The organism is Pseudomonas putida, from assembly GCF_028682635.1.
GTDB classification, from domain to species: domain Bacteria; phylum Pseudomonadota; class Gammaproteobacteria; order Pseudomonadales; family Pseudomonadaceae; genus Aquipseudomonas; species Aquipseudomonas putida_AE.
The window spans coordinates 1-25836 of the sequence record NZ_JANHLK010000049.1 but is presented as its reverse complement, the minus strand read 5'-3'; the positions used below and the strand labels follow the sequence as shown (position 1 = coordinate 25836).

The window sequence follows — 25836 nt, the reverse complement described above, 5'->3', positions numbered from 1 at the left end:
GTTTGCGGGCCTCTTCGCTGGCAAGTCAGCTCCTACAGGGGGTTGCGCAAGGCATTGCTTTGTGGTCGCGCGATCTGCTGTTGCGCCAGGCCGATGAAGGCGCTCATGGCCGAGGTGATCATCGTGTCGTTGCGGCGGATGAACACCGTGGAGACATTGGCGAACTCCGGCGGCAGGGTGTGGCAGCGGATGGCATGGCGCACGCTGCAATTTTCCGCGATGGCCTTGGGCAGCAGGGTCACACCCATGCCCGCGGCCACGCACGAGAGGATGCCATCGAGGGTGCCCAGTTCCATGATCTGGTTCGGCACCAGGCCCACCTGGTAGAACCAGTTTTCCAGGGTCGAGCGATAGAAGCAGCCGGTGCGGAACACCAGCACGGTCTGCTGGGGCATTTTCTCGATCAGCGCCGGCAGCGTTTCGAACTGGTTGCTGCTGACCAGCACCAACTCTTCGCAAAACACTTCTTCCTGGGCCAGCGCCGAGTTCTGGTGGAAGCCACCGACAAAGGCACCGTCGAGGCGATGGGCTTCGATCGCCTTGATCAGCTCGACCGTGGTGCCGGTCAGCAACGACAACTGCACTTGGGGAAACTGCTCGCGGTATTTGGTCAGCACTTGCGGCAAGCGAATGGCCGCAGTGGTTTCCATCGAGCCCAGCCTCAGCAGGCCGGTCGGGCTGCCGGTGTCCATCAGGGCGCTGCGGCTCTCGTCGGTCAGTTGCAGGATGCGCCGCGCGTAGCCGAGGAACGTCTCGCCCGCCGACGTGAGCACCACCCCGGACTTCTTGCGGATGAACAGCTCGCGATTGAGTTCGGCTTCCAGTTCCTTGACGCGCATGGTGACGTTGGACTGCACCGTGTTCACCTGCAACGCGGCGGCGGTGAAGCTGCCCAGCTCGGCCACGGCGCAGAATATCTTCAGTTGGCGCATTTCCATGATTGTCACCACCCATCTTTAAAAGTGATTGTTGACATACTTATTGATCACTTTACGGGCTTTTCCGCTGATTAGTAAAGTGGCCCAAACCCGGTATTTATTGAAGGTCGACCCATGACACTGACTTCGAAAATTGACCATGTCTTCGCCGGCGGCCTGGGGGTGTTGGAACCCGAAGGGCAGCGTACCGGCATCTTCAAGCAACGCCGCGCTGGCTCCGTACGCGTGGAGTTGCACGGGATCGTCGGCGACCAGCACGGCGACACCCGGGTGCACGGTGGCCCGGAGAAGGCGGTGCATCAGTATGCGGCGCAAAACTACCCGCGTCTGGCGCAGGCGTTTGTGCCCAGTGCCGGGCAATTGGTCGCGGGGAGCCTGGGGGAGAACATTTCCGCGTTCGGGCTCTCTGAACTCAACGTGCACATCGGCGACGTGTTTCGCGTCGGCAGCAGCGTGTTGCAGGTGTCCCAGCCACGCAGCCCGTGCTGGAAAATCAACCATCGCTTTGCCGCCGAACACATGTCCATGTTCGTCGCCCGGGAGCGGATCACGGGGTGGTATTACCGGGTGCTTGAGCCGGGATTCCTGGAAGCGGGGGACCGTATCGAACTGCTGGAACGGCATGACGAACGCTTTTCCATCGACCAGTTCTGGCAGGTGCAACTGTCGCACCGGCCGGTGATCGACGATCTGCTGGCGCTGGCGGCGAGCCACGGCCTCGCCGCGGACTGGAAGCGCCGCCTGGGTGAACGGGCGAAGTGGCTGCTTCATAAAATATGATCCATAAGATCATTAATCATCATTTTACATGATTTATCGGCGGGCCTACCTTGGCCATGTCGGGAGCGCTACGGCCCCGGCCTGACAACAACAAGAGATGGCTCTTATCCACCACCAGGGGACACCCGCCATGAGCACCCAGCCTGCAGACATCGCACACTACATTCACGGTCGCCTGACGCCCGGCACTTCCAGTCGCTCGCAGTCCGTCACCAACCCTGCCACCGGTTCGGTGATCGGCAAGGTGGCCCTTGCCAGCGCTGCTGACGTCGACGCCGCGGTGCAGTCCGCCGCCCGCGCATTCCCGGCCTGGTCGGCGACGCCGCCGCTGCGCCGCGCGCGCATCCTGTTCAAGTTCCTCGCGCTGCTGAACGAGCACCGCGACACCCTGGCGCGGATGATCACCACCGAACATGGCAAGGTCTTCACCGATGCCCAGGGCGAAGTGACGCGCGGCATCGAGGTCGTCGAGTTCGCCTGCGGTATCCCGCAACTGCTCAAGGGCGACTACACCGAGCAGGTCTCGACCAACATCGACAACTGGACCCTGCGCCAGTCCCTGGGCGTGGTGGCCGGCATCACGCCGTTCAACTTCCCGGTGATGGTGCCGATGTGGATGTTCCCGGTGGCCATCGCCTGCGGGAACACCTTCGTGCTCAAGCCGAGCCCGATCGATCCATCACCGGCGTTGCTGATCGCCGAGCTGTTCAAGGAAGCCGGGCTGCCGGACGGCGTGTTCAATGTGGTGCAGGGCGACAAGGAAGCCGTGGATGCGCTGCTCGACCACCCTGAAGTCAAGGCCGTGAGCTTCGTCGGCTCGACGCCGATCGCCAACTACATCTACGAGACCGGGGCTCGCCACGGCAAGCGCGTCCAGGCGTTGGGCGGGGCGAAGAACCACATGGTGGTGATGCCCGATGCCGACGTCGACCAGGTGGTCGACGCGCTGATCGGTGCCGCCTTCGGTTCTGCCGGCGAGCGCTGCATGGCGATCTCGGTGGCGGTGTTTGTTGGCGACGTGGCCGACAAGGTCATGCCGAAACTGCTGGAGCGCACCCGCACCCTGAAGATCCTCGAGGGCATGAACCTGGCCGCCGAAATGGGCCCGATCGTCTCGCAAGCGGCGCTTCAGCGCATCACCGGCTACATCGAGCAAGGCATCGCTGAAGGCGCCGAGCTGCTGGTCGACGGCCGCGGCTTTGACGGCTCGCAGGCCGGTGCCGATTGCGCCGGGGGCTTCTGGCTGGGTGGCACGGTGTTCGACCATGTCACCCCCGAGATGAAGATCTACAAGGAGGAAATCTTCGGTCCGGTGCTGGCCTGCATGCGGGTCAAGGATTTTGCCGAGGCGGTCGATCTGGTCAATGCCCATGAGTTCGGCAACGGCACCGCGTGCTACACCCGCGACGGTCACATCGCCCGTGAATTCGCGACCCGCATCCAGGTGGGCATGGTTGGCATCAACGTGCCGATTCCGGTGCCGATGGCGTGGCACGGATTCGGTGGCTGGAAGCGCTCGCTGTTCGGTGATGTGCACGCCTATGGCGAAGAGGGTGTGCGGTTCTACACCAAGCAAAAGTCGGTCATGCAGCGCTGGCCGAACAGCATTGCCAAGGGCGCCGAGTTTGCCATGCCGACTTCAAAGTAGGCATTTTTCGAGTTGGAGGGCGTGCAGGCGAGGCTTGCACGCTGCCCCTGGCTCCAGCGTCCACTTTCATTTATCAGGTTCAGGTGCTGCCATGTCCAATCCTCTGTTGTCCCTTTTGCAGATCGAACTGCCGATCATTCAAGCGCCGATGGTGGGCGTCTCCACCCCCGGGCTCGCGGCGGCGGTGTCCAATGCGGGCGGGTTGGGTTCCATCGGCATTGGCGCGAGCACTGTCGAGCAGGCGCGGGTCATGCTGCGCGAGACGGCGGCACAGACCGGCAAGCCCTTCAACGTGAATGTTTTCTGCCACCAGCCCGCAGTCCGGGACGCCGTGCGGGAAGCGCAGTGGCTGCAGTTTCTGGCAGGTTTTTTCGCCGAGTTTGGCGCCACGGCACCCGGGGCGCTGCGGGAAATCTACACCTCGTTCGTCGAAGATGCCGGGATGCTGCAGATGCTGCTGGAGGAAAAGCCGGCGGTGGTCAGCTTCCATTTTGGCCTGCCCGGACAAGCGGCCATCGATGCACTCAAGGCGGCTGGCATCCTGCTGCTGTGCTCCGTGACCAGCCTGGCCGAAGCGCAGGCGGCGCAGGACGCGGGTGTGCATGCACTGGTGGCTCAGGGGTACGAGGCCGGCGGGCATCGTGGGGTGTTCGATCCGCAGCAGGATGTGCAGATGGGCATCCTGGCCCTGGTACGGGTCCTGGTCGATGCCTGCCGGCTGCCAGTGATCGCAGCGGGCGGCATCATGGACGGTGCCGGCATCAACGCCGTCATGCAGTTGGGTGCCAGTGCCGCGCAACTGGGCACGGCGTTCATTCTCTGCCCGGAGTCGTCCGCGAACGGCGCCTACCGTGAAGCGCTCAAAGGGCCGCGGGCGCAGCAGACGCGCGTCACCAGCGTCATCTCCGGCCGCCCGGCCCGGGGCATGGTCAATAGAAACTTCACCAGCCTCGAGGTGCCAGGCATCGTCTTGCCGGACTACCCGCTCACCTATGACGCCAACAAGGCGCTCAATGTCGCAGCAGCGACCCGGGGCAATAGCGATTTTGCCGTGCAATGGGCCGGGCAGGGCGCACCGCTGGCGCGGGAACTACCGGCTGTGGCGTTGGTGGAGTTGCTGGTGGCCGAGATGCAATCCGGTCATGGTTTTGTTGTAACTTAGGCGACAGGACTGAATCGGTTTCCAAGGGATGAACCATGACATTGACGGCCGAAAGGTTGGTCGGCATCGCAATGACCAACCCGATCAACGCGCAATTGATTTCACGCTTGCCTGGGCTTGGCCTGGATCAATGCCTGCTCACGGCAGGCTGCCTGTTCCAGGCGGTATGGAATGCAAAGGCGCAACGGGATCCTGGCTGGGGCGTGAAGGATTACGACGTTTTTTACTTTGACACGGACCTGTCCTGGGAGGCCGAGAACGAGGTGATACACCGGGCTCGACCGCTGTTCGAGGACCTGGGGGTCAATGTTGAATTCAAGAATCAGGCGCGCGTGCACCTTTGGTACGAGCAGCGCTTTGGTGGGAATTATCCGAGGCTTGATTCGGCCAGGGACGGGGTTGATCGCTACCTGGTGGCGGGCACCTGTATCGGCCTGGATGTCGCCACCGGCGAGGTCTATGCCCCCTATGGCCTGGCGGATGTCGACCAGGGCGTGCTGCGCATCAACCCGGCAAACCCCAGGCCTGAGCTGTTTGAACAGAAGGCGAAAAGTTATCAGGCTCGCTGGCCGTGGTTGAAGATTGTGTAAGACAACGCGCCCCTGCAGGAGCTGGCTTGCCAGCGAAGGCGGTCTCGAAGGGTGCATTGACCTTTCGGGCCTCTTCGCTGGCAAGCCAGCTCCTACAGTAGATTCGGTACATCCGCACGCGATTGGGCCTCAGGCTACGAAGGCCGTTACCTGTGCGAGGCTGTTGTCCTGGGCCGCTGCGACGAGGTGCAGGGGCACATGCGGTTGCTCCACAGGGGTGACAATTTCAAAGCTTCCTACAATATGCAGCTGTCGCTCGCTCAGTCCGGTCGACTCTTGTTCCTTTGCCTTAGCCATTCTCGCGTGGTTCGCTGCGATTTCGTTGAGAGTTGACACGTTACATCTCCGGTGACTGACCAAGCGTATTGCTGGAGTCCTTTAGCGTTGATTGGATGGCCGTCGCGTCAGTTTTATGTCGTTCGCGACGGCTAACGCGGGCCGGTGCAATCCCCACGCCAGAGAAGGCCGGGTTTCACCCTGTGCGATTTCATTTGCGACGAAAGGTTATGGGCACGGTTGGCATCGGGTCAGAACACGATGCCTATCTTCGCGCCATACTCGTCTCGGGTCTGTTTATCGAAGTCTGTGAACTGAAACTGACCGTCCGTTTCATATTCGTACCGGTTGAAGTAAAGGCTTGCAATCACGGGAACCGATCCTTGCTGGTTGAACAGCCAACTCAGCTCGACAAAAGGATTGGTGGTGTCTTCAAGGTCCAGTTCCTGGTTGCCCACATCGTTGATTTCCAACCGCGAGTCGCCGTCAATAACCTGCCGAACCCCTGCTTCCAGGCGCAAAGTCGAATTGCTGAAGGCGTGGTTGTAGCCCAGCGCCAATTTAGCGAAGGGGGTGCGATTGGTGAGGTTGATGTCGTACCTGTTGAAGTCCGGGTCATAACGGTTCCACTTATAGCCCGCTCCGATCAAAACGTCTAAAAAATTCTCGGTATCCAAAGCCAGCCTCCAGCCCAGGTCCAGGTCGGCCTGGCCATCGCTGACGCGCTGATGCTTTTCTTCAGAGTACTGACCGGTGATTTCCGCCTGATACACAAGGCCGGGCCCGCCGGTCATCTTGTTGCCGAAGTTGAGGAACAGGCCCGCCTCGGGGATATGCTCTGTACTGGTGGTTCCACGGCCGGAGAACTCCAGTTCGCTATAGCTTCCCAGCAGCCCGACGGCAAAAACAGGCGCTTGGGAAGGTGTTGCGCTAGTGATTGGCGGGGCGAGACCCGCAAGCAGGGAAGTGACAACAGCAGCAAGACTGGTTCTATTCATGAGAACTCCATCAGCGCAGTACCGGTCCGTGGTGGACCTGTCACTAACAACAATAGTCGGTTTTGGTGCGACGTTAGACCGGTCGTCGGAGCGAACGAAAAAAAGATGGCATTTCGCCTTGACGTCATCTTTTTGTCGCGTGCAGGTGCGATGTTGCGGGGTCGTCAGAGGAATCCTGTCCGACGAACTGCGCTTCTGCTCTTTCGATCTGTGCCCAGTGCGGGCACAATGCGCATCCTTTTTTTGGCTGGCCTTGCCGGAGGCCTCGAAATGATCAAAACGCCGTACTACCTCATCGACAAGCAAAAGCTGCTGGGCAACATGGAAAAGATTGCCTACGTGCGTGAACAGTCCGGGGCCAAGGCCTTGCTGGCGCTCAAGTGCTTTGCCACCTGGTCGGTGTTCGACCTGATGCAGCAGTATATGGATGGCACCACCTCGTCGTCGCTCTACGAGCTCAAGCTCGGCCGCCAGAAGTTCGCCGGCGAGACCCACGCCTACAGCGTCGCCTGGGCCGATGACGAAATCGAGGAGATGCTCGACAACTGCGACAAGATCATCTTCAACTCCATCGGCCAATTGCAGCGCTACACTGAAGCATCTGCAGGCAAGGTCCGTGGTCTGCGGGTCAACCCCCAGGTGAGCAGCTCCGATTACCTGCTGGCCGACCCGGCACGCCCGTTCAGCCGCCTGGGCGAGTGGGACCCGGTTAAGATCGAGCAGGTCATCGAGCAGATCTCCGGCTTCATGTTCCACAACAACTGCGAGAACGGCGACTTCGGCCTGTTCGACCAGATGCTGTGCACCATCGAAGAGCGTTTCGGCCATCTGCTGCACAAGGTCGAATGGGTCAGCCTCGGTGGCGGTATTCACTTTACCGGTGAAGGCTATGCACTGGATGAGTTCTGCGCGCGCCTGAAGGCGTTCTCGCAGAAGTACGGCGTGCAGGTGTACCTGGAGCCGGGCGAAGCGGCCATTACCCAGAGTGCGTCGCTGGAAGTCACCGTGCTCGACACCCTCTACAACGGCAAGCACCTGGCGGTCGTGGACAGCTCCATCGAAGCGCACATGCTCGACCTGCTGATCTACCGCCTGAACGCCAAGCTGGCCCCGAGCGCGGGTGAGCACACCTACATGGTGTGCGGCAAATCCTGCCTGGCCGGGGATATTTTCGGTGAGTACCAGTTCGATCGCCCACTGGCCATTGGCGACCGCCTGTCGTTCGTCGACGCCGCGGGCTACACCATGGTCAAGAAGAACTGGTTCAACGGCCTGAAAATGCCGTCCATCGTAGTGAAACAACTCGACGGTACTGTCGAGGTGGTTCGTGAGTTCGGTTACAACGACTATATGTCCAGCCTCTCGTAAGCTGGCTGAGAAGGAGAGAGAGAAAAATTGAAGAAGAACGTACTTATCATTGGTGCAGGAGGTGTCGCCAAGGTGGTGGCCCACAAGTGCGCGCAGCACAACGACGAACTCGGTCGTATTGCTATCGCGTCGCGCAACATCTCCAAATGCCAGGCCATCATCGACAGCGTCAAGGCCAAGGGCAGCCTCAAACAGCCCGCTGAAATCAAGGCATTCACCCTCAATGCCCTGGACGTCGAGGCGACCAAGAAGCTGATTCGCGAAACCGAATCGCAGATCGTCATCAACGTCGGTTCCGCTTTCCTCAACATGTCGGTGCTGCGCGCCTGCATCGATACCGGCGTGGCCTACCTGGACACCGCCATTCACGAAGAACCGGGCAAGATTTGCGAAACGCCGCCCTGGTATGGCAACTACGAGTGGAAACACCTCGAGGAATGCCAACAAAAGAACGTTACCGCCATTCTTGGCGTGGGCTTCGATCCGGGCGTGGTCAACGCCTATGCGGCCCTGGCCAAGCAACAGTATTTCGACAGCATTGATTCGATCGACATCCTCGACGTCAATGCTGGATCCCATGGCAAGTACTTTGCCACCAACTTCGACCCGGAAATCAATTTCCGCGAGTTCACCGGGCAGGTGTGGAGCTGGCAGGACAGCCAGTGGACCAGCAACACCATGTTCGAAGTCAAGCGCACCGACGACCTGCCGGTAGTAGGTTCGCAGAACCTGTACCTGACCGGTCACGACGAAGTGCACTCGCTGTCGAAGAACCTCGGCGTGCCCAACGTGCGCTTCTGGATGAGCTTCGGCGAGCACTACATCAATGTGTTCACCGTGCTCAGGAATCTTGGCCTGCTCTCCGAGCAACCGGTCAAGACCGCCGAAGGCCTGGAAGTCGTGCCGCTCAAAGTGGTCAAGGCCGTACTGCCTGATCCGAGCTCGCTGGCCCCTGGCTACACCGGCAAGACCTGCATCGGTGACCTGGTCAAGGGCACCAAGGATGGCAAGCCACGCGAAGTGTTCATCTACAACGTCGCGGATCACGAGGAAGCCTTTGCCGAAACCGACAGCCAGGGCATTTCCTACACCGCCGGCGTACCACCGGTGGCTGCAGCGCTACTGGTAGCTCGCGGCGAGTGGGACGTGCAGCGCATGGTCAACGTCGAGGAGCTGCCAGCCGAGGCGTTCCTCAAGGCGCTGGACGTGATGGGCCTGCCGACCCGCATCAAGGACGAGCACGGCGACCGTGCGTGGGACTGCAACGCCTGAGGCATTTCAAACGAAAAAAACGCCGCTCATTGAGCGGCGTTTTTGTATCAAAGACAAGATCAAAAGATCGCAGCCTGCGGCAGCTCCTACAGGGATTTTGCCGATACCGAGTCAATGTAGGAGCTGCCGCAGGCTGCGATCTTTTGGCGGATCAGTGGCGATCCAGCCACACCGTCTGCGCATTGCAGAATTCGCGCACGCCGAAGTGCGATAGCTCGCGACCGAACCCGCTTTTCTTCACCCCACCGAAGGTCACGCGCGGGTCGCTGGCGCAGTAGCCATTGATGAAGACCCCGCCGGTTTCCAGCTCGCTGGCCATCTGCTCGGCCTGCTCGACGTTACCGCTGTAGATGGTGGCAGCCAGACCGAACTCACTGTCGTTCGCCAGCTCCAGCGCATGCGCTGCGTCGCGGGCGGTGATGATCGAGGCCACCGGGCCAAACAGCTCCTGCTTGAACGAGGTCATCTGGTCAGTCACGCCAGCCAGCACCGTGGGCTCATAGAAGTTGCCCGGGCCCTCGGCTTTCTGGCCACCCAGCAGCAAGGTCGCGCCTTCCTCGAGGGTGTCGCGCACCTGTTGATCCAGTTCGTCACGCAGATCGAAGCGGGCCATCGGGCCGATATAGGTTTCGGCGGACAGCGGATCGCCGACAGCCAATTGGCGTGTGGCTTCGACAAAGCGGCGGGTGAACTCCTCGACAATGCCTTGCTCGACAATCAACCGCTTGGCCGCCGCACAGACTTGCCCGGTGTTCTGGTAACGCCCGATCACGGCCGCCTTGACGGCGTCGTCGAGGTTGGCATCGTTGAGCACGATGAACGGATCGGAGCCGCCCAGTTCCAGGACCGACTTCTTCAGCACTGCACCGGCCTGGGCCCCAATGGCCATGCCGGCGCGCACGCTGCCGGTCAGGGTGACGGCGGCGATGCGGGGGTCGGCAATCGCCGTGGAAACACCGTCCGGCGTGACGTTGATCACCTCGAAGACACCTTCGGCAAAGCCGGCCTTATTGAACGCGTCCCGCAGCAGGTAGGCGCTGCCCATCACATTCGGCGCGTGCTTGAGCACGTAGGTGTTGCCGGCCAGCAGCGTCGGCACCGCACCGCGCAGCACTTGCCAGATCGGGAAGTTCCACGGCATGACCGCGAGAATCGGGCCCAGCGGGCGATATTCGATGCGTGCCTTGCCGCCTTCGACCAGGGTCGGTTCGGCGCTAAGCATGGCCGGGCCGTGCTCGGCGTACCACCCGCAGAGCTGCGCACATTTTTCGATTTCACCGCGGGCCTGGGCGATCGGCTTGCCCATTTCCAGGGTGATCATGCGCGCCATGGCCTCGGCGTTATCGCGCAATGCCTGGCCCAGGGCAAGCAGGCGTTGCACGCGTTGTGCCACCGGTTGGCGGCTCCAGACACGGAACCCGGCTGCAGAGCGCGCCAGGGCGGCCTGCAATGCCTCGGCGGATTCGAAAGGGTAGTGGCCGATCTGTTCACCGGTAGTCGGGTTGATCGAAATGGCGTGGGTAAGGCTGGATACGTGGGTCATGGCACCGTCCTGCGGGGTGGGAATGTGCTCAGGTTACGGTGCTGTATGTTTTCTTGAAACTGAATAATAATGAGCGATATGTTCACGTTTGGAGAATGCATTGGACCTGGTTCAGCTCGAGATTTTCAAGGCTGTCGCCGAGCACGGCAGCATCAGCGTGGCCGCACAGCACATCCACCGTGTGCCTTCGAACCTGACCACGCGGATCAAGCAACTGGAACAGGACCTGGGCGTGGACCTGTTCATCCGCGAAAAAAGCCGCCTGCGCCTGTCGCCGGCCGGATGGAGTTTCCTCGATTACGCGCGGCGGATTCTCGACCTGGTCCAGGAAGCCCGTGCCACGGTGGCGGGCGAAGAACCCCAGGGCACCTTTCCCCTGGGGTCGCTGGAGAGCACCGCGGCGGTGCGGATTCCCGCGCTGTTGGCGGCCTATAACCAGCAGTACGCCAAGGTCGAGCTGGACCTGTCCACCGGGCCCTCCGGGACCATGATCGACGGGGTGCTGGCGGGCCGCCTGACCGCCGCTTTTGTCGATGGCCCGGTGCTGCACCCGGCGCTGGAGGGCGTACCGGCGTTCGAAGAAGAAATGGTCTTGATTGCACCGCTCAACCACAGCCCGGTGCATCGCGCGCGGGATGTGAACGGCGAGAACATCTACGCCTTCCGCTCCAACTGCTCCTACCGCCACCACTTCGAAAGCTGGTTCGCCAAGGACGCGGCAGTGCCGGGCAAGATCTTCGAAATGGAGTCCTATCACGGCATGCTCGCCTGCGTCAGCGCCGGCGCCGGCCTGGCCCTGATGCCGCGCAGCATGCTGCAAAGCATGCCCGGATGCAGCACGGTCAGCGTCTGGCCGTTGTCGGAGTCTTTCCGCTATTTGCGCACTTGGCTGGTATGGCGCAGGGGCACGGTGTCGCAGAGCCTGACCATGTTCGTGCGGTTGCTGGAGGAGCGGTGTGAAGTGACGGATTAGTCGGGCGCACACCAGAAAAAATTTGACATATGTTATTTGTGATCACATATTGGACCCATAAGAACGTCCAATGTGAGCTCACTCATGACAGATCAACCGATCCTCCTGCCCACCATGCGCCAGGTTTCCCGCGATACCCTGCAGGACCAGGTCTACCGGCAGATCCGCGAAGCGCTGATGAGCGGCCGCTTCCAGCCGGGCCAGAAGCTGACCATCCGCGGTCTGGCCGAGGCCCTCGGCTCCAGCCCGATGCCGGTGCGTGAAGCGCTCAACCGCCTGAGTGCCGAGAACGCCTTCGAAGTCACCGAAACCTCCCGCCTGCGTGTGCGCATGATGACTCCCGAACGCCTGCGCGAGATTCGCGACGCCCGGGTAGCGCTTGAAGGCCTGCTGGCCGAAAAAGCGGTCATCCTGCTCAACGACACCGACCTCAAGGACATCAGCCACCTGTGCGACCAGATGCAGCAGGCTGCCGACAGCGTCGACGTGGCCCGTTACCTGTGGACCAACTTCGCTTTCCACCGGCGCATCTATGCGGTGGCCAAGGCCGAGCTGACCGTCGCTGCCGTGGAGAATTTCTGGCTGCACATGGGCCCCTGCTTTGCGCTGGTCGCCCCCGACAAGGCGCACCTGCAGCGCTCGATGGAAGCGCACAACCGCATCGTCGAGGCCCTGGCCGCGCGTGACGGTGCAGCGGCCCGGGCGGCGGTCACCGACGACATCATGCAGGCCGCCGACTCCCTGGCGCGCCTGATCGTCAAGAGCGACAGCAAACGGTCGCCTGTCTCTGGAGTAAAAAAAGCATGAGCGTTCTCAACCGACTGGTTCCCTACACCGGCCTGCGCGTCCTGATCTCCGGCGGAGCCGCCGGGATCGGCGAAGTGCTGGCGGCGGCCTACATGGAAGCCGGTGCCAAGGTGCATGTGTGTGACGTCAGCGAAGCGGCCCTGGCGTCGTTCCGCGATCGGTACCCGGACAGTGTGGCCACCCGCGCAGATGTGGGTGACCCGGCGCAGATCGAAGCGGTGTTCAAGGTGCAGCGCGAACAGTTCGGCGGTCTGGATGTGCTGGTCAACAACGCCGGCATCGCGGGCCCGACCGCCGGGATCGACGCGATCACCGACGAGGAGTGGCAGCGCACCGTCGACATCAACCTCACTGGCCAATACCGATTTGCGCATCACGCGGTGCCAATGCTTAAAGAATCACCCAACGCGCACCTGATCCACATCGCGTCAGTTGCCGGCCGTTTGGGTTACGCCTGGCGCACCCCGTACGCCGCGACCAAGTGGGCCATCATCGGCCTGATGAAATCCCTGGCGTCCGAGCTTGGCGAAAGCGACATCCGCGTCAACGCCTTGCTGCCCGGCATCGTCGAAGGCCCGCGCATGGACGGTGTGATCCGCGCCCGCGCCGAGCAGATGAACGTGCCTGAAGCCGAGATGCGCGAGGAGTACCTGAAGAAGATCTCGCTCAAACGCATGGTCACCGCCGAGGACGTTGCCGCCATGGCGCTGTTCCTCTGTTCACCCGCCGCACGCAACGTGACCGGCCAGGCCATCAGTGTGGATGGCAACGTCGAGTACCTGTAGGCCCCTCGACCCCTGATCGCAACAACGACCGGACACGTTCCGCGTCGAGTGACCCCCCAAGAACTTTCTCGTCAAGAACAAGAACGGAGAACACTCATGTCCAAAAAACGCCCGATCATCATCACCTGTGCCGTCACGGGCGCCATCCATACACCGTCGATGTCGCCGCACCTGCCGATCACGCCGCAGGAAATCGCCGATGCCGCCATCGGTGCCGCCGAGGCCGGCGCCTCGATTGTCCACCTGCATGCCCGCGATCCCATCGATGGCCGGCCGAGCCAGGATGTCGACCTGTTTCGTCAGTTCCTGCCGCAGATCAAGGCCAAGAGCGATGTGGTGATCAACATCACCACCGGCGGCGCGCCGACCATGGGCGTGGAAGAACGCCTGCAGCCCGTGGCGCAGCTCAAGCCCGAGCTGGCCTCGCTGAACATGGGGTCGATGAACTTCGGGCTGTACGAAATGCTCGATCGCTTCACCGAGTTCAAGCACGACTGGGAGCGCCCATACCTGGCCGAGAGTGACGACCGGATCTTCCGCAATACCTTCCGCGACATCGCCCATATACTCAACGCCTGTGCCGAGAACCGCACCCGGTTTGAAATCGAGTGCTACGACATCGGCCACCTCTACACCGCCGCGCACTTCCTGCAGCGCGGGTTGCTCAAGGCGCCGATTTTCATCCAGTCGGTGTTCGGTCTGCGCGGCGGCATCGGTGGCCATCCAGAAGACCTGGCGCACATGCGCCGTACCGCCGACCGTCTGTTCGGCGACGCGTACCAATGGTCGATTCTCGGCGCCGGGCGCAATCAGATTCCGCTGGGCACCATGGGCCTGTCGATGGGCAGCCATGTGCGCGTCGGCCTCGAGGATTCGCTGTGGGACGGCCCGGGCAAGCTGGCGGCGTCCAACGCTGATCAGGTCAAGCGCATCCGCACGGTGATCGAAGCCCTGGGCGGGCGTGTGGCAACCCCGGATGAAGCGCGGGAAATGCTCGACCTCAAGGGCAAGGACCAGGTCGATTTCTAACTTCGCACTTCTCGAACACTCGAAAAGGTTAGTCCGATGACAATAATAAATAGAACTGACGCGCTTTCCGAACCCCGCGATTCGGCGACGTTGAACAAGCTGATGTTTGTAAAACTCATGCCGTTGCTGATTGCGGCCTACGTGCTGAGCTTTCTCGACCGCACCAACATCGCGTTGGCCAAGCATCACCTGGATGTCGACCTGGGCATTTCAGCCGCCGCCTACGGGCTGGGTGCCGGGTTGTTCTTCCTCACCTACGCACTGTCGGAAGTGCCCAGCAACCTGATCATGCACAAGGTCGGCGCGCGGTTCTGGATTGCGCGAATCATGGTCACCTGGGGCTTGATCTCCGCGGCGATGGCGTTCGTCCAGGGCGAAACTTCGTTCTACGTGTTGCGCTTGTTGCTGGGCATCGCCGAAGCAGGCCTGTTCCCTGGCGTCATGCTCTACCTGACGTATTGGTTCGGCCGGGAACAACGGGCCCGGGCGACCGGCTACTTTCTGCTGGGCGTGTGTTTCGCCAACATCATTGGCGGGCCACTGGGCGCTGTGCTCATGCAGCTGGACGGAGTCTGGGGCTGGCGTGGCTGGCAGTGGATGTTCATGCTCGAGGGTTTGCCGGCGGTGTTCTTCGCCATGGTGGTGTGGAAAAAACTGCCGGACCGTCCCAGCAAGGCGCCGTGGCTGAGCGCCACCGAAGCCCGGCAGATCGAGCAGCAATTGGCCGCGGAAGAGGAGGAGGGCGCCGGTGCCGGTGGTCACTCGCTCAAGCAATGCCTGACCCCGCAGATCCTGTTGGCGATCCTGGTCTACTTCTGTCACCAGATCACCATCTACACGGTGATCTTTTTCCTGCCCGGCATCATCGGCAAATACGGCGACCTGAGCACTTTGCAGATCGGCTTGCTGACCTCCCTGCCTTGGCTGGCGGCAGCGGCGGGCGCCATTGCACTGCCCCGGTTCGCCACCACGCCGGCGCGGTCCCGGCAGATACTGGTAGCGGGTCTGCTGACCATGGCCGCGGGACTGGGAATCGCCTCGCTGGCGGGACCGGTGATCAGCCTGCTGGGCTTCTGCATCTCGGCGGTGATGTTCTTCGTCGTGCAGTCGATCATCTTTCTCTACCCGGCTTCGCGTCTCAAGGGCGCCGCGCTCGCGGGAGGCCTGGGGTTCGTCAACTCGTGCGGCCTGCTGGGCGGTTTCGTCGGCCCCTCGGTGATGGGCTTGATCGAGCAAAGCACCGGCAATGCCATGAACGGGATGAAGGTCGTGGCGATCATCCTGGTGCTTGCGGCGATTGCAGCGCTGCGACTGCGCCAGGGTCATGAGCAGAAGGTGGATAAACAGCGGCTGCACGGTCGGCGCCAGCCGGTATGAGTGCCATCTGTGCCTAGACCCGAATAGGTTTACACCTGTTTCACCCTAACGCCCGATTCTCCGAATCGGGCGTTTTGTATTTATGGACGGGAGCGTCGTTCCTGGTTGTAGGTTCCCCCATCGACCTGTGCCAAAAATTCAAAGCTGGTGTGATTTTCTAGCTATATCCATCAAATCTCGCCGAGCCTTAATCTTCACAACGGTGGTTTCGAACGCTCCGAGCGTTCTGGAGCCGCCGGTAAACCTGAGGTGGTCAGTGCTTGGCACCTGATCACCCGTCGGGACAATAAAAAGATAATCCAGCTATGGGTGGCCCAGTGCGCTGACGCCAAACCAGGAGATAACAATGAGTACAAAAAACTGGGTTAAAACCGCCTGTGTCGTGCTTTCCCTGAGTACTTCAATCGCCGCTCATGCGGACATCAAGATCGGTGCGCTCTATCCCCTCAGTGGTTCCCTGGCTCTGCTCGGCGATGAAAGCTACCGCGGCCTGGAAATAGCGGTTGCAGAACGTAACGCGGCGGGAGGCTTGAAAGGCGAGCAGATCAAATTGCTCAAGGCCGATGCGGTTGACGCAGGGCAAGCTGTGGGTGCCGCCCGAAAGCTGACTTCTGTTGAAAATGTCACCGCGGTGTTCGGCAGTTATTCCTCGGCCCTATCGTTCGCCGCTACGCAGGTCACCGAAATCGCCGGCGTGCCGTTTTTCGAACTCGGTGCGGTCTCCGACACCATCACCGAGCGTGACCTCAAATACGTAATGCGCAGCAATCCAACCGCGAGGAATTTCGCTGAAGGGACCATCACCGCGGTTACTCAAATCGTAGCGCCGTCCCTCAAGATCGACCCCAAGCAACTCAAGATTGCCATCATCCATGAGGACGCGCTGTATGGCACGACCATCGCCGGGTTCCAGAAAAAACTCGCACAAGAACAAGGGCTGAACGTGGTCGAGGTGCTTCCGTATTCGGCCAAGGCCGTGGACCTCTCGTCGCTCATTCTTCGCCTGAAAGGTGCGCAGGCGGACGTTGTATTGCAGACCAGCTACCAGAACGACACGACCCTGTTTTTCCGCCAGATCCGTGAGGCCGGTTTCAAGCCCAAGGCAGTGGTTGGTGCGGGCGGTGGGTATTCCATGCAGGACACCGTTGCGGTAGTGGGTGCCGAAAATATGGAAGGCATCCTGGACGTGGACTTTCCTCAGTTTCAAACCAATGAAAAGGGCGCTCCAGGTATCGGCGCGTTCGCCAAGGCCTACAAGGAACGTTTTGGCAGTGAGCCGCGTTCAGGCCACAGTCTGATCAACTATGTCGGTGCGAAAGTTTTCCTCGACGCCATGGAACAAAGCCAGTCGCTGGACGCCGATGCGATTCGTGCCTCTGTTGCGAGTGTGGACATTCCCGTCGGTGGAACAGCTGCAGGCATCGGCGCCAGGTTCGGTGATAACGGGCAAAACCTGCGAGCCGATACGGCAATCATGCAGTGGCAGGGCGGGGTGCTGAAAACCGTTTACCCTGAAGCTGCGGCCGTGGCCAAAGCCCGTTTTTCCGATCAACCCTGAAGCCTGTAATCCAGTTGAAGCTCGTTAGTTGAGCTTCACGGATTCGTTCGCTCGCGGGAGGGCGCAAACCGTGGAAATTTTCATCCAGCTTCTTTTGAACGGCCTGTTGCTCGGTGGCACGCTGGCCATCATCAGCATAGGCCTGACGCTTATTTTCGGAATTGTCAGGGTGGTCAATTTCGCCCATGGCGAGTTCTTGATGATAGGCCTGTATGCGGTGTATCTGCTGAACGCTCACTTCGGGATTCACCCCTACGTAGCGATCATTCCCACAACGATCCTTTTGTTTGCCGCTGGCGCCGCGATGCAGCGGTTCATTATTCAGCCTTTGCTCAGCGCCGAAGGGCATATCCAGATATTCGCGACAGTGGGTGTCTCGATCGCCTTGATGAATGGCGCGCTGTTGGTCTTCGGCGCGGACGTCATGACGGTGCAGAACGTCAGCTTCGGCACCGGCACTGTCAGCCTGGGCGCCTTTCGCGCAAGCAGCGGTCAGTTGATCACCTTCGCGATGTCCCTGGTGCTGGTCGCCGGGTTGCACTGGTTCCTGCAAAACACCTTCCTGGGCCGAGCTGTCCGGGCCACCGCGCAACATCGTAATGCGGCGCAGTTGATGGGCGTCAATGTGAAGAAGATCTACATCTTCGCATTCGGTCTGGGCTGTGCCTGCCTGGGTGTCGCATCGGGCCTTATCGCGCCCCAGTACCCGGTCTTCCCTACGGTAGGGACCTTCTTCGTTTTGACCGCATTCGTGATCGTTGTACTCGGCGGCCTCGGCAGTCTGTCCGGAGCGTTGGTGGGCTCGATGTTGATCGGAATCGTCGACAGCCTGGCGGGTTACTACATTGCGCCGGACCTCAAGGAAGTCGTCTATTTCTCGATCTTCCTCGGCATCCTGGTGTTCCGTCCGACGGGTCTTTTCGGCGCCGGTCGCGGGTCTGAATAAGGAAAATGTTCATGAATATTCTGCATCCGCGGGTCTATGTCAGCGTATTGGTCCTGGCCTTGTTATTGGTCATTCCACTCACGGTTGGCTCCCCCTTCGTTTATCACTTGTTCATCCTGATTTGCAGTTATGCGGCGCTCGCGAGTGCCTGGAACATTGTCGGAGGTTTTGCCGGTCAACTCTCGCTGGGGCATGCGGTGTTTTACGGAGTCGGGGCTTACACCAGCACGCTGCTGATGATCAAGTTGGGCGTGAGTCCCTGGATCGGGATGCTGGTGGGGGCGTGCCTGTCGTCAATCGTGGCCGTGTTGATCAGCTGGCCTTGCTTCAGGTTGCGCGGGCCGTTTTTTGCCCTGGCGACGATTGCGGTACTGGAAGTCGTGCGGTTGATGGCCATCAATCAACATGACGTGACGGGTGGCGCGGCAGGCTTGGGCGTACCGCTCAAACTGGGTGTCGAGTGGATGCTGTTTCGGCCGCGCTGGCCCTATTTGCTGATCGCCTTTGGCTTCCTGATCATTACCCTGGCGGTGTCCTGGAAGATCAAGAACTCGCGATTGGGTTATTACCTGATTGCGGTTCGCGAGCGTGAAGACGCCGCGCATGCGGTCGGCGTGAACTCGGTCAAGGTCAAGCTGATAGCGGTCGTCCTGTCGGCATTCCTCACCAGCCTGGTGGGCAGTTTCCATGCGATGTACCTGACCTTTATCGAGCCCGGCTCAATGTTCTCGCTGGACATGTCGATTCAGATCGCCATGTTTGCGCTGATCGGCGGCCTGGGCACTGTCTCGGGTCCGTTGATCGGTACCTTGCTGGTATTGCCATTGGCAGAACTCGCGCGCGGCTGGCTTGGCGATATGGGCAGTGGTGTTCACGGCCTGGTCTACGGGATTGTGCTGGTCGTTGTGGTGCTGACGATTCCCCAGGGTCTGGTGGGGCGATTCGGGGCGCGTGTGTTCGGCTGGATCGACGCCTTGCCCGGTGGACGTCGGCCGGTTGTGCCAACTACCAGAGTCGTTGAATCCCAGGTGCCAGAACCGCAAACGGTAAAGCGCGGCGAGCCCATTCTGGTGGCGGAAAACCTGCACAAGTTCTTTGGTGGGCTGCACGCGACCAACGATGTGTCGCTGAGCCTGGCCGAAGGCGAAATTGTCGGGGTGATCGGGCCCAACGGCGCGGGCAAGACCACGGTGTTCAATCAGCTCTCGGGTTTCCTGCTGCCCTCCAAAGGGCAGGTCAAGGTTCGCCTGCGCAATGGCCAATGGATTACCCCGGGTAGCCCTGCTGAGTTTGCCAAGGCCGGCATCGGGCGCACCTTTCAGATTGTCCAGCCCTTCGCTGATCTGAGTGTCTGCGAAAACATCATGCTCGGTGCATTCATGCACACGGCGGATGCCAGGGAGGCGAGGGCGATCGCAGTGCAAGTCGCTGAATTGACCGAACTCACGAGCCTACTGGACACCCGGGCGCGCAACCTGACCGTCGGCGGGATGAAGCGACTTGAAATGGCACGCGCCCTGGCAACCCGTCCGCGGATCCTGTTGCTGGACGAAGTGATGGCCGGGCTCAACCCAACGGATGTGGCCAGGGCGATCGCCGTTATTCGCCGGGTCCGCGATTCCGGTGTCAGCGTCTTGATGATCGAACACCTGATGCAGGCGACCATGAGCCTGTCGGACCGCATCATCGTCATCAGCTCCGGGACTCTGCTCATGGAGGGTGCACCGAAGGATGTCATCAGCGATCCGCAGGTGATCGAAGCCTATCTCGGCAAGGAGTACAGCCATGCTTAAACTCGACAATATCCATTGCGGATACGGCGGTACTGAAATTCTCCGTGGCGTTTCTTTCGAGGTTAACGCCGGTGAGGTGGTCACCATCGTCGGTGCGAATGGCGCGGGTAAAACCACGACCTTGCGCAGCCTGTGCGGCATCGTCACTCCCACCAGGGGCACGATCGAATTCGAAGGGCAACGCATAGACGGCAATCGACCGGATCAGATTGTCGATGCCGGCCTCACGCTGATACCGGAAGGGCGCCAGTTGTTTCCGTTCATCAGCGTGCGCGACAACCTGTTGATGGGCGCCTACAAGCGCAGTGCGCGTGCAGGCTACAAAAAACGTCTCGACGATGTCCTGGATCTCTTCCCCAGGGTTCGCGAGCGCCTGGATCAGAACGCCGGGACACTCTCGGGAGGCGAGCAGCAAATGGTCGCCATCGCCCGGGGCCTGATGGCCGAGCCCAAGCTGTTGATGTTCGACGAACCCTCCCTGGGCTTGTCACCCCTGCTGGTCTCACAGGTTTTCGAGATCATCAACAAGATCCTGGAATTGGGCACGACCGTGCTGATCGTCGAGCAGAACATCGTCCATACCCTGCGTATCGCCCATCGCGGTTATGTGCTGGAAAACGGCGAAGTGGTGCTCAGCGGCACCGGGCAGGAGCTTCTCGATAACCCCCACGTCAAGCGCGCCTACCTGGGCCTCTGATGAGGCGGACCCGCATCGGGACACTTGTTAAACCCACAACAAAAGACGAGAACAGGCTATGACAAATTCCAGACACTTCGGGCGCGTCGTTTTAGTCACCGGGGCAGGCGGCGGTATTGGCGCTGCCATCGCCGAGTTGTATTGCCAGGAAGGCGCAGCGGTCGCCCTGGTCGATGCCGATGCAGCGAAGGTCGAGCAGCAGGCCGGCCTGCTGCGAGAAGCGGGTTATACGGTGGGTTGGGCAACAGCCGATGTGGCGGATTATCAAGCGTGCGCTGATGCCTGTGCCCGTTTGAGCAGTGAGCTGGGCGCCATCGATACCTTGATCAATAACGCCGGTATCTCGCCCAAGCACGACGGCGCTCCCGCGCCGATCTGGACAATGGCTCCCGAGGAATGGCAGCGGGTGGTCAATATCAACCTCAATGGCTCCTTCAACCTGGTCCGGGTTTTAACGCCTGGCATGGTGGAGCGCCGCTTCGGTCGCATCGTCAACATGTCTTCGGTGGCGGGCAGCGCATTCTTGCCGATTGTGGCGGCTCACTACAGCGCTACCAAGGCGGCCATCATCGGTTTTACCCGTCATCTGGCTGGTGAACTGGGCCCGTACGGCATCACCGCGAATGCGTTGGCGCCCGGGCGGATCGAAACCCCGTTGCTGAAAACCGTTTCGGCGCAGGCCAACCAGGCGGTTGTCGACGAGACGCCGTTGCGTCGTCTGGGAACACCGCTTGAGGTCGCCAGGGCGGCGTGTTTCCTCACCTCGAAGGAAAGCGATTTCATTACGGGGCAGGTCGTCGATGTGGCGGGTGGATGGCTGATGCGCTGACCGTGCAAGGTCAAGAACAACGGGTTTGATCACTCGGTTTCAAGCGGTAATCACTGGTTTAGAGAACGTCGATCATGGTCAAGACAATGGGGTTCCCAGGGCGCTACGAGCAAGGCCCGGGGGCGTTGAAACAGTTGGGCAGAATACTGACCGACATGGGGCGCACTCGTCCTCTGGTGGTGTGCGATGACTTTGTCGCCAGGCATTTATGGCCGCAGGTGAGCGATGCCTTGCACAGGCATGGCTTCAAACCGTTGCACATCGAGTTTCCGGGCGAATGTACACACGCAGCCATTGCCCAGCTGTCCGGGCAAGCCTCGATCCATTCGCCTGACACCATCATTGCGCTGGGTGGGGGGAAGACGATTGACACGGTCAAGGGACTGGCTGTCAATCTCGACGTCCCGATCATTGTCTGCCCAACCATTGCATCGAGTGACGCGCCCACCAGTCGGCTGATCGTGCTCTACGATGAAGACCACAAGGTGGTGGGGGTGGAGTACCTGAAGATGAACCCCTCGGCGGTCATCGTCGATACCCATGTCATCGCCCAGGCGCCGGCGCGTTTTTTTGCCGCCGGTATTGGTGACGCCATCAGCAAGAAATTCGAAGCCCACCAATGCCATTTCGCGGGGGGCAACAACTCTTTCGGAACACCTGCGCTGCATACCGCGTTGATGCTGACAAACCTGGTGTTCGACACGCTCATGCAATACGGCGTATCGGCTTACCAGGCGGTGTGCCGTAACGAGGTCAATGACGATGTTGAGCGGGTCGTCGAGGGCACCGTGTTGCTCAGTGGCGTGGGTTTTGAAAGCGGCGGGTTGTCGTTGTCCCATGCGCTGGTTCGCGGCTTGACCGCCATCCCCGCCATGGCCTCGATGCTTCACGGAGAACTGGTTGCCTTCGGCACGTTGGTGCAGATGGCCGTGGAGGGGCGTCCTGTCGACGAGATCGACAAGGTCGCCCGACTGCTGCATGCCGTGAATCTGCCCGTCACGTTCGCGCAATTGGGTCAGGACGTGCCGCTGACTACGGTGCAGATCAACACCATCGTTGAAGCCACCTTGTCGGCTGCCTACGCGAAAAACATGCACCCACCCTTGGACCACGAGCGCCTCGTAGGTGGTTTGGCGAAGGCTGACAACATCGGTTCACGCTTGACCAACGCAACGTCCTGCGCCCTGTGAGTTATCAAGTAATCGCAATCTTCAGGGGATCTTCGGATCCCCTTTTTTACGAGCGTGCCCCCTGCAAATCCCTATGACCGTGCGTCACAGCTGGTTTGAAAATGTAGCTATTTTCACTGTGGGACCACTGCCATAACCTTTGAATCAGCCGAAATCAGGGCGCAATCACCGCACTGAAATTCGTGACACCAAAACTGTGAGGCCCCAAAAAAATGAATACTCCCGCCAAGCCCGATGAGCTAGCGATTCCGTACCAGTTGCCCCAGGTTCCGTTCATGACGCCAGACATGGTTCACCCGGGCGTCATGACCCAATGGCTGGAAGATGACGAGCTGTGGGTGCCGGTCACCAAGACCGTTTCGTTCAAGCCTCTGCTACTCAATACCAGCGGTGGCTACTACATCAACCTTCTGCGGGTGCGGCAGGCCGGCGTGCTGTCTCGTCACCGCCATAGCGGCGGCGTGCATGCAATCGTGCTCAAGGGCCGCTGGTACTATCTGGAGCATGACTGGATGGCGGAAGAAGGTTCCTTTGCCTACGAGCCGCCGGGTGAAACCCACACGCTTTTCGTGCCCGAGGACGTTGAAGAAATGATCACCTGGTTCCACGTCCAGGGCGGTTACACCTACGTTGATCCTCAGGGTGTCGCGGTAGGCTACGAGGACGTTTTCACCAAGCTTGAAGCCGCGCGCGATCATTACAAGTCCCTGGGTTTGCCGGACGACTATATCGAGCAGTTCATCCGCTAATCCGGATGGCATTAAAAGCGCGCTTCGGCGCGTTTTTTCTTGGCCGTCCAAGGCGCATGAATCGGCTTGATTTACGTTAGGATAAGGGATGGACAATTACTCTCAGCTACTCGCGTTTATCTGGTCTACCGAATGTGGCAGCTTCTCGGCGGCTGCCCGGGTTCACAAAATTACCCCGTCAGCAGTGAGCAAGTTGATCTCTCGGCTGGAAGACCGGTTGCAGGTCCGGCTTTTCCAGAGAGGCTCACGCGTTCTGACGCTGACGGAGGAGGGGGCTGCTTACCTGCGCAGTGCCAAGGCAGTTGTCGAAGCCATGAACGAGGCGGACTCCCTGGCTGAAGGTTTACCCTCAAGGGTGAGTGGGACGCTGCGAATCCATACCATGACCTCTTTTGCCAAGCATCAGATAGTGCCCTGGCTTCCCGAGTTCCTGGATCTGTATCCATCGCTCGATGTTGAAATTCAGTTGGGCGCGCAGTTTGTCGACCATTTTGAACAGGGGCTCGATATCGCTATCCACAGCGGAGTGCTGCCCAGTTCTTCACGTGTCGCCAAGCGGATCGGGGAGTGTGAATGGCTGATTTGCGCCTCGCCCGACTATTTGGCCGAGAAGGGTGTACCCGCTGTTCCAGCGGATCTTTTGAACCACAGATGCTTTAACTTCAGCTTTGTCAGCCCGTGGAACAAGTGGTCGTTTGTTCAGGATGGAGAGGGGGTTTCGGTGCCCGTGACGCCGAGCGCGTCTTTCACCCAAGGCGATCTTCTGCGGGACATGGCCCTGTCGGGGGCCGGTGTGGTCAAGCTTGCCGATTACCACGTTGGGCTCGACGTCAAGGCCGGCACACTGGTGCCACTGCTGGAGGAATTCAAGTCGGGCATCATTGAACCGATTTATCTGCTGTATTCAGATAGAAAACACCTCAGCCCACGCATCCGGGTGTTCATCGAGTTCTTCCAGGACAAGTGGCGCCAGCATCCCTGGAAAGTAGGTATGTGAGCCCAGCCTCGGGTGCTGAAGCAGGAGGTTCAGCGCCCTGTCTGTTGTACAGTGTCGAGCAATGACCTGGCCGAACTGGAATGACCAATGTCTCAACGCCGCTCAACATGGATTGCTCTGCTGGTAGCCGTCACGTTCTTCATGGAGAACCTCGACGCCACGGTGATCGCTACGGCGTTGCCCGATATGGCCAGGACGTTTGGCGTCGCGCCGGTGGACCTTAACATTGGCATGAGCGCCTACATGCTCGCGGTGGCGGTGTTTATTCCCATCAGCGGCTGGTTGGCCGATCGCTTTGGTACGCGCTGGGTATTCTGTTCGGCGATCGTGTTGTTCACCCTGTCCTCGTTGATGTGCGGGTTGAGCAATAGCCTGGAAACCTTTGTCGCCGCGCGTGTACTGCAGGGTATGAGCGGCGCGATGATGGTACCGGTGGGGCGCCTGGCGGTGCTGCGTACCACCGAGAAAAAAGACCTGGTGCGCGCGATCTCGTTCATTACCTGGCCCGGCCTGGTGGCTCCGGTACTCGGTCCTCCGGTGGGCGGCTTCATCGTCACCCATGCTTCCTGGCCGTGGATTTTTTACCTCAATCTACCCTTGGGTGTGCTGGCCCTGATTGTCGCGCTGGTCCTGCTGCCCAAACGGGACGACGCCAGTGCCAGGGCGTTCGATTTCAGTGGATTCCTGCTGGTGGGCATCGCCAGTGCTGCCTTGTTGTATGGCGTTGAGATGCTCGGGCAAAGCCAGGACGATCTGTTGCAAGGGCTGGCGCTGAGTGGTGCCGGTGCGGTGCTCGGTGTTGTTGCCTGGCGACATATGCGTCGGCATGCGCACCCACTTTTGGCGCTGGGGGTAACCGGTATTCGTACCTTCAACGTCTGCCTGTGCGGCGGCTCGATTTTCCGGATCGCCATCAGCACCTTGCCGTTTCTCCTGCCGCTGATGTTTCAACTGGCGTTCGGTCTTTCCGCGTTCGATGCGGGGCTGCTGGTATTGGCGGTATTTGCCGGCAACCTGGCGATGAAACCCTTCACCACCTGGGTGATGCAGCGTTGGGGATTTCGTCCGGTGCTGATGGTCAACGGCGTCCTGGGCGTACTGGCGATAGCGGCCTGCGCCTTGCTGGATGAGCGCATGAGCCCGGCGCTGATCCTGTTCATCCTGTTCGTCGGCGGCCTGTCACGTTCCATGCAGTTCACCGTGTTCAACACCCTGGCCTTTGCCGAAATCCCCAAGGAGCAGATGAGCGACGCTTCGACCTTGTTCAGCATGTTCTTCCAGTTGAGCATGGCGATGGGCGTGGCCATCGGCGCGCTGCTGCTGCGCCTTGCCATGAACATTCATGGCACGCCAGGGCACGCCGAGACGGGCGACTTTCAGTTGGCGTTCCTGTGTGTGGCGGTGATTGCGGCCATCGCCTTGCTGGACAATCTGCGACTGTCGCCACAGGCGGGCGAGTCGGTGTTGCAGCGTGCGCGGGCCAAGGATTAGTCAATGGCGGATTTGTGCGGGTGCGAGCAGGGGATCACCC

24 protein-coding genes are annotated in these 25836 nt (G+C 60.4%); 20 read left to right on the top strand and 4 right to left on the bottom strand.

From position 1 onward, the window contains the following. Nucleotides 1–32: 32 nt before the first annotated feature. Complete coding sequence (locus NPS56_RS30240) at nucleotides 33–938, bottom strand: LysR family transcriptional regulator (protein ID WP_274078048.1); 906 nt, start codon at nucleotides 936–938, stop codon at nucleotides 33–35. Nucleotides 939–1052: 114 nt separating this feature from the next. On the opposite strand from NPS56_RS30240, the gene NPS56_RS30235 reads away from it, so the two are divergent. From NPS56_RS30235 to NPS56_RS30220, 4 genes are all read left to right on the top strand, one after another. Next, nucleotides 1053–1718, top strand: a complete 666-nt coding sequence (locus NPS56_RS30235) for an MOSC domain-containing protein (RefSeq protein ID WP_274078047.1) — start codon at nucleotides 1053–1055, stop codon at nucleotides 1716–1718. Nucleotides 1719–1848: 130 nt separating this feature from the next. After that, nucleotides 1849–3366: a CoA-acylating methylmalonate-semialdehyde dehydrogenase gene (locus NPS56_RS30230; RefSeq protein ID WP_274078046.1), complete on the top strand. Its 1518-nt coding sequence runs from the start codon at nucleotides 1849–1851 to the stop codon at nucleotides 3364–3366. Between the two features lie 91 nt (nucleotides 3367–3457). Beyond that, complete coding sequence (locus tag NPS56_RS30225; protein ID WP_274078045.1) at nucleotides 3458–4528, top strand: NAD(P)H-dependent flavin oxidoreductase; 1071 nt, start codon at nucleotides 3458–3460, stop codon at nucleotides 4526–4528. A 35-nt stretch (nucleotides 4529–4563) separates the two neighbouring features. Then, nucleotides 4564–5118 carry a nucleotidyltransferase family protein gene (locus tag NPS56_RS30220; protein WP_274078044.1) on the top strand — a complete coding sequence of 185 codons (555 nt, stop codon included), beginning with the start codon at nucleotides 4564–4566 and terminating at the stop codon, nucleotides 5116–5118. Nucleotides 5119–5247: 129 nt separating this feature from the next. Here NPS56_RS30220 and NPS56_RS30215 read toward each other — a convergent pair whose 3' ends face one another. Both NPS56_RS30215 and NPS56_RS30210 read right to left on the bottom strand, forming a co-directional pair. Further along, the gene (locus NPS56_RS30215; RefSeq protein WP_274078043.1) at nucleotides 5248–5454 is read right to left on the bottom strand and encodes a hypothetical protein; all 207 of its coding nucleotides are present in this window, start codon (nucleotides 5452–5454) and stop codon (nucleotides 5248–5250) included. A 191-nt stretch (nucleotides 5455–5645) separates the two neighbouring features. Then, nucleotides 5646–6392, bottom strand: coding sequence for a hypothetical protein (locus tag NPS56_RS30210; protein WP_274078042.1), 747 nt, complete (start codon nucleotides 6390–6392; stop codon nucleotides 5646–5648). A gap of 270 nt (nucleotides 6393–6662) precedes the next feature. On the opposite strand from NPS56_RS30210, the gene NPS56_RS30205 reads away from it, so the two are divergent. Then, the gene (locus NPS56_RS30205) at nucleotides 6663–7760 is read left to right on the top strand and encodes a carboxynorspermidine decarboxylase (protein ID WP_274078041.1); all 1098 of its coding nucleotides are present in this window, start codon (nucleotides 6663–6665) and stop codon (nucleotides 7758–7760) included. Between the two features lie 27 nt (nucleotides 7761–7787). Further along, nucleotides 7788–9032, top strand: a complete 1245-nt coding sequence (locus NPS56_RS30200; protein WP_274078040.1) for a saccharopine dehydrogenase family protein — start codon at nucleotides 7788–7790, stop codon at nucleotides 9030–9032. Between the two features lie 151 nt (nucleotides 9033–9183). Here NPS56_RS30200 and NPS56_RS30195 read toward each other — a convergent pair whose 3' ends face one another. Beyond that, nucleotides 9184–10575 (bottom strand): aldehyde dehydrogenase family protein, encoded by a 1392-nt coding sequence (locus tag NPS56_RS30195; RefSeq protein WP_274078039.1) that lies wholly within the window; start codon nucleotides 10573–10575, stop codon nucleotides 9184–9186. Between the two features lie 100 nt (nucleotides 10576–10675). Here NPS56_RS30195 and ptrR point away from each other — a divergent pair, with 100 nt between their 5' ends. The 14 genes from ptrR to NPS56_RS30125 all read left to right on the top strand — a co-directional run bounded on the left by ptrR (nucleotide 10676) and on the right by NPS56_RS30125 (nucleotide 25796). Continuing rightward, entirely contained in the window at nucleotides 10676–11548 is an 873-nt protein-coding gene (gene ptrR / locus NPS56_RS30190; RefSeq protein WP_274078038.1) for a putrescine utilization regulator PtrR, read from the top strand. A gap of 84 nt (nucleotides 11549–11632) precedes the next feature. Continuing rightward, the gene (locus tag NPS56_RS30185; RefSeq protein WP_274078037.1) at nucleotides 11633–12355 is read left to right on the top strand and encodes a GntR family transcriptional regulator; all 723 of its coding nucleotides are present in this window, start codon (nucleotides 11633–11635) and stop codon (nucleotides 12353–12355) included. Further along, complete coding sequence (locus NPS56_RS30180) at nucleotides 12352–13140, top strand: SDR family oxidoreductase (protein WP_274078036.1); 789 nt, start codon at nucleotides 12352–12354, stop codon at nucleotides 13138–13140. The genes NPS56_RS30185 and NPS56_RS30180 overlap by 4 nt, the downstream gene beginning before the upstream one ends. Nucleotides 13141–13236: 96 nt before the next feature. Beyond that, nucleotides 13237–14169 (top strand): 3-keto-5-aminohexanoate cleavage protein, encoded by a 933-nt coding sequence (locus NPS56_RS30175; RefSeq protein ID WP_110751312.1) that lies wholly within the window; start codon nucleotides 13237–13239, stop codon nucleotides 14167–14169. A gap of 36 nt (nucleotides 14170–14205) precedes the next feature. Further along, nucleotides 14206–15546, top strand: coding sequence for an MFS transporter (locus NPS56_RS30170; protein ID WP_274078035.1), 1341 nt, complete (start codon nucleotides 14206–14208; stop codon nucleotides 15544–15546). A gap of 346 nt (nucleotides 15547–15892) precedes the next feature. Next, the gene (locus NPS56_RS30165) at nucleotides 15893–17104 is read left to right on the top strand and encodes an ABC transporter substrate-binding protein (RefSeq protein WP_274078034.1); all 1212 of its coding nucleotides are present in this window, start codon (nucleotides 15893–15895) and stop codon (nucleotides 17102–17104) included. A gap of 70 nt (nucleotides 17105–17174) precedes the next feature. Beyond that, nucleotides 17175–18050, top strand: a complete 876-nt coding sequence (locus NPS56_RS30160; RefSeq protein ID WP_274078033.1) for a branched-chain amino acid ABC transporter permease — start codon at nucleotides 17175–17177, stop codon at nucleotides 18048–18050. An 11-nt stretch (nucleotides 18051–18061) separates the two neighbouring features. Further along, the gene (locus tag NPS56_RS30155) at nucleotides 18062–19843 is read left to right on the top strand and encodes an ABC transporter permease subunit (protein ID WP_274078032.1); all 1782 of its coding nucleotides are present in this window, start codon (nucleotides 18062–18064) and stop codon (nucleotides 19841–19843) included. Then, on the top strand, nucleotides 19836–20540 hold the full coding sequence (locus tag NPS56_RS30150; protein ID WP_274078031.1) for an ABC transporter ATP-binding protein: 705 nt from the start codon (nucleotides 19836–19838) through the stop codon (nucleotides 20538–20540). Before NPS56_RS30155 ends, NPS56_RS30150 begins: the two co-directional genes overlap by 8 nt. Before the next feature lie 58 nt (nucleotides 20541–20598). After that, nucleotides 20599–21369 carry an SDR family oxidoreductase gene (locus tag NPS56_RS30145; RefSeq protein ID WP_274078030.1) on the top strand — a complete coding sequence of 257 codons (771 nt, stop codon included), beginning with the start codon at nucleotides 20599–20601 and terminating at the stop codon, nucleotides 21367–21369. Between the two features lie 74 nt (nucleotides 21370–21443). Continuing rightward, entirely contained in the window at nucleotides 21444–22559 is a 1116-nt protein-coding gene (locus tag NPS56_RS30140) for a glycerol dehydrogenase (protein ID WP_274078029.1), read from the top strand. A gap of 212 nt (nucleotides 22560–22771) precedes the next feature. Next, on the top strand, nucleotides 22772–23308 hold the full coding sequence (locus NPS56_RS30135; protein WP_274078028.1) for a 2,4'-dihydroxyacetophenone dioxygenase family protein: 537 nt from the start codon (nucleotides 22772–22774) through the stop codon (nucleotides 23306–23308). An 88-nt stretch (nucleotides 23309–23396) separates the two neighbouring features. Beyond that, on the top strand, nucleotides 23397–24305 hold the full coding sequence (locus NPS56_RS30130) for a LysR family transcriptional regulator (protein ID WP_274078027.1): 909 nt from the start codon (nucleotides 23397–23399) through the stop codon (nucleotides 24303–24305). Between the two features lie 87 nt (nucleotides 24306–24392). Further along, complete coding sequence (locus NPS56_RS30125; RefSeq protein WP_274078026.1) at nucleotides 24393–25796, top strand: DHA2 family efflux MFS transporter permease subunit; 1404 nt, start codon at nucleotides 24393–24395, stop codon at nucleotides 25794–25796. Nucleotides 25797–25836: the final 40 nt, after the last annotated feature.

Bases quoted from the DNA above. Each gene is read 5' to 3' on its own strand.
- NPS56_RS30240 (WP_274078048.1), bottom strand. From the start codon at position 938: ATGGAAATGCGCCAACTGAAGATATTCTGCGCCGTGGCCGAGCTGGGC.
- NPS56_RS30235 (WP_274078047.1), top strand. From the start codon at position 1,053: ATGACACTGACTTCGAAAATTGACCATGTCTTCGCCGGCGGCCTGGGG.
- NPS56_RS30230 (WP_274078046.1), top strand. From the start codon at position 1,849: ATGAGCACCCAGCCTGCAGACATCGCACACTACATTCACGGTCGCCTG.
- NPS56_RS30225 (WP_274078045.1), top strand. From the start codon at position 3,458: ATGTCCAATCCTCTGTTGTCCCTTTTGCAGATCGAACTGCCGATCATT.
- NPS56_RS30220 (WP_274078044.1), top strand. From the start codon at position 4,564: ATGACATTGACGGCCGAAAGGTTGGTCGGCATCGCAATGACCAACCCG.
- NPS56_RS30210 (WP_274078042.1), bottom strand. From the start codon at position 6,392: ATGAATAGAACCAGTCTTGCTGCTGTTGTCACTTCCCTGCTTGCGGGT.
- NPS56_RS30205 (WP_274078041.1), top strand. From the start codon at position 6,663: ATGATCAAAACGCCGTACTACCTCATCGACAAGCAAAAGCTGCTGGGC.
- NPS56_RS30195 (WP_274078039.1), bottom strand. From the start codon at position 10,575: ATGACCCACGTATCCAGCCTTACCCACGCCATTTCGATCAACCCGACT.
- NPS56_RS30185 (WP_274078037.1), top strand. From the start codon at position 11,633: ATGACAGATCAACCGATCCTCCTGCCCACCATGCGCCAGGTTTCCCGC.
- NPS56_RS30180 (WP_274078036.1), top strand. From the start codon at position 12,352: ATGAGCGTTCTCAACCGACTGGTTCCCTACACCGGCCTGCGCGTCCTG.
- NPS56_RS30175 (WP_110751312.1), top strand. From the start codon at position 13,237: ATGTCCAAAAAACGCCCGATCATCATCACCTGTGCCGTCACGGGCGCC.
- NPS56_RS30170 (WP_274078035.1), top strand. From the start codon at position 14,206: ATGACAATAATAAATAGAACTGACGCGCTTTCCGAACCCCGCGATTCG.
- NPS56_RS30165 (WP_274078034.1), top strand. From the start codon at position 15,893: ATGAGTACAAAAAACTGGGTTAAAACCGCCTGTGTCGTGCTTTCCCTG.
- NPS56_RS30155 (WP_274078032.1), top strand. From the start codon at position 18,062: ATGAATATTCTGCATCCGCGGGTCTATGTCAGCGTATTGGTCCTGGCC.
- NPS56_RS30150 (WP_274078031.1), top strand. From the start codon at position 19,836: ATGCTTAAACTCGACAATATCCATTGCGGATACGGCGGTACTGAAATT.
- NPS56_RS30145 (WP_274078030.1), top strand. From the start codon at position 20,599: ATGACAAATTCCAGACACTTCGGGCGCGTCGTTTTAGTCACCGGGGCA.
- NPS56_RS30140 (WP_274078029.1), top strand. From the start codon at position 21,444: ATGGTCAAGACAATGGGGTTCCCAGGGCGCTACGAGCAAGGCCCGGGG.
- NPS56_RS30135 (WP_274078028.1), top strand. From the start codon at position 22,772: ATGAATACTCCCGCCAAGCCCGATGAGCTAGCGATTCCGTACCAGTTG.
- NPS56_RS30130 (WP_274078027.1), top strand. From the start codon at position 23,397: ATGGACAATTACTCTCAGCTACTCGCGTTTATCTGGTCTACCGAATGT.
- NPS56_RS30125 (WP_274078026.1), top strand. From the start codon at position 24,393: ATGTCTCAACGCCGCTCAACATGGATTGCTCTGCTGGTAGCCGTCACG.